Genomic DNA, 2,016 nt, shown 5'->3' with positions numbered 1-2,016 from the left:
TCTCATTGTCCAGAACTCAACCCCATTGAACGGGTTTGGCAACATCTTAAGATAGGTTTGCGATGGCAACTGCCCACCAATTTAGATGAGTTGCGATCTTTGTTGCAAGTTCGGTTGGCACAGATGACTCAAGAGGTGATTGCTTCCCTTGTTGGATGGCAGTACATTCTGGAGGCTTTATCTGTAGCCAACATTTAATGAATTGGTATAACTCTAATATCGCTTCTGTTCCCCGTTTACACCAGAATTTTTAGGCATGATAAACAGGCATTTTTAAAGAATTCCTGAGATGCTTTGCTATGAGTAAACAGAACCAACCGAGTATTCTAACTATCGTTTCTTAAAATGCCTAAAATGAAAGTGTCTTTCCTGATCTACAATGATTCAAAAAAAGAATAAAACTCGGAAGATATTGAGCGATCGCTGCATAACTCAAAAAACCGAAGAAGTTGAAAACTAAAAAAGTGGATTGCTCAAGTATTCTTGTTCTAGTTACCATACTCTAGCAATGGCTAGTCTTAGCCGACTTATGTTCCTTTTAAAAAAGCTTTTTGAACTACGCCCTTTTTGCAAGTCTAATCTTTAGTTTCAATACGAGTAGTGAAGACCAATAAAGCAGCAATCAGCACGATCGCAATCAGTAATTCTGTCAAAGATTTAGTCATGACAAGTTTAAGCAGTAAAACAGCTTCTATGCTTGAGAGGATAATGAAGATAGCCCACCACTTTTTTGATGTCATTTTGAAGCCTCTCATTTTCTTACTAAGGGAGTAGTTTAACATTACTCCGTAAAAATATTGCCTCTTAAGGCTTTAATTTGACTGCGTTTTGTTTTGCTATCCATGCGTCTTTTTTTGGCACTACGAGAGGGTTTAGTGGGTTTCCGTTTCACAGGTGTGAGCGTAACACTTTTGATTAAGTTTTGTAGACGTTGCAATGCGTCTTCTTTATTTTGTTCTTGAGTACGGTGTTGTTGCGCTTTAATAACGATTATCCCCTCTTTGGTGATGCGTTGATCGTCTAAATTAAGTAAACGTTCCTTGTAGAGAGGAGATAAGGAAGAGGCGTTGATATCAAAGCGTAGATGTATGGCTGTGGCGACTTTGTTGACGTTTTGACCTCCTGCGCCTTGAGAACGGATAGCAGTAAGGCTGATTTCGCTTAGAGGGAGGATAGTGTTGTTAGTTATCTGTAGCATAGACAGAGGGTTATTTTAGGGCTTCTTGATTGATGTTTATATGGTTAAATGTAGTTCAAAAAGCCAAACGACTAGAACAAAAATATTAATTTTATGATAACAGAGGACTACAAGAGTCATTTGACCAGTAGGACGCATCGCGTTCGCGGCTCTCTCCCAAAGATCGCTTTTAGCGAGTGCCGTTAGCACCGCTCACTCCTAACCATCTTCGACCCTCAGTTAATGCAGCTTCGGGTGTATAGTAAATTTCTTCGTTTCCCATGACTTCACTCGTTGCCGTTACTACGCGGAATTGATAGCAGCAACGAGGCGAGTAGTAGACTAACAACAATTTTCCTCCTTCAATTCCAAATAAGTGATGAATAATTGTCTCTGTCATTTGTTATCCTCTTTGTCTTTACTCTTCATGATTATAGGTTGAGCGAGTTAGAATAAATTGAATTACAAGAACGATCGCCTATTCATGCCAAGCAAGAAAATCCAAGTTCGAGAATACACCGTCCGAGCGCATCAACGTACTATCCACACCCGAACCTTTAAGTTCATTTGTTCTTACTGTAACGATTCTTGTGAAAGAGAAACTTACGCTACAGCTTGTCCAAAGTACGGGAATCAGTGCAACGGAGTCAACCGTAAGTGTTTACGGTTTCAACACGAACTAAAAAAATCGAGTTAAGCTAGATTTTAAATACGAAAATACTATTTATTAGATGATGAACGACAAATATCGTCAAATTCCAGAAGGGGTTTACCAACGACTGTTGGAATATTTACAAATACACGCTGTCACGGATAGTTGTTATCTTCTACAAAATAAA

Annotated in this window: 3 protein-coding genes and 1 pseudogene; 1 reads left to right on the top strand and 3 read right to left on the bottom strand. The window is 39.0% G+C overall.

What is annotated here, in order from left to right:
* A pseudogene (locus CFPU101_RS25160) lies at positions 1-198 on the top strand (IS630 family transposase); the annotation flags it as partial.
* Between the two features lie 377 nt (positions 199-575).
* Here the strand turns inward: CFPU101_RS25160 and CFPU101_RS25155 are convergent.
* The 3 genes from CFPU101_RS25155 to CFPU101_RS25145 all read right to left on the bottom strand — a co-directional run bounded on the left by CFPU101_RS25155 (position 576) and on the right by CFPU101_RS25145 (position 1,577).
* On the bottom strand, positions 576-740 hold the full coding sequence (locus CFPU101_RS25155; protein ID WP_206818619.1) for a hypothetical protein: 165 nt from the start codon (positions 738-740) through the stop codon (positions 576-578).
* Between the two features lie 41 nt (positions 741-781).
* Positions 782-1,198, bottom strand: a complete 417-nt coding sequence (gene arfB / locus CFPU101_RS25150) for an alternative ribosome rescue aminoacyl-tRNA hydrolase ArfB (protein WP_206818617.1) — start codon at positions 1,196-1,198, stop codon at positions 782-784.
* Positions 1,199-1,367: 169 nt separating this feature from the next.
* A complete protein-coding gene (locus CFPU101_RS25145) occupies positions 1,368-1,577 on the bottom strand; it encodes a hypothetical protein (protein WP_206818615.1) in 210 nt (69 codons plus the stop codon).
* Positions 1,578-2,016 lie beyond the last annotated feature (439 nt).

Source organism: Chroococcus sp. FPU101 (assembly GCF_017312365.1).
Taxonomy (GTDB): domain Bacteria; phylum Cyanobacteriota; class Cyanobacteriia; order Cyanobacteriales; family Microcystaceae; genus Chroococcus.
Note: the sequence above shows the minus strand (reverse complement) of the source record. Positions and strands in the feature narration are given on the sequence as shown.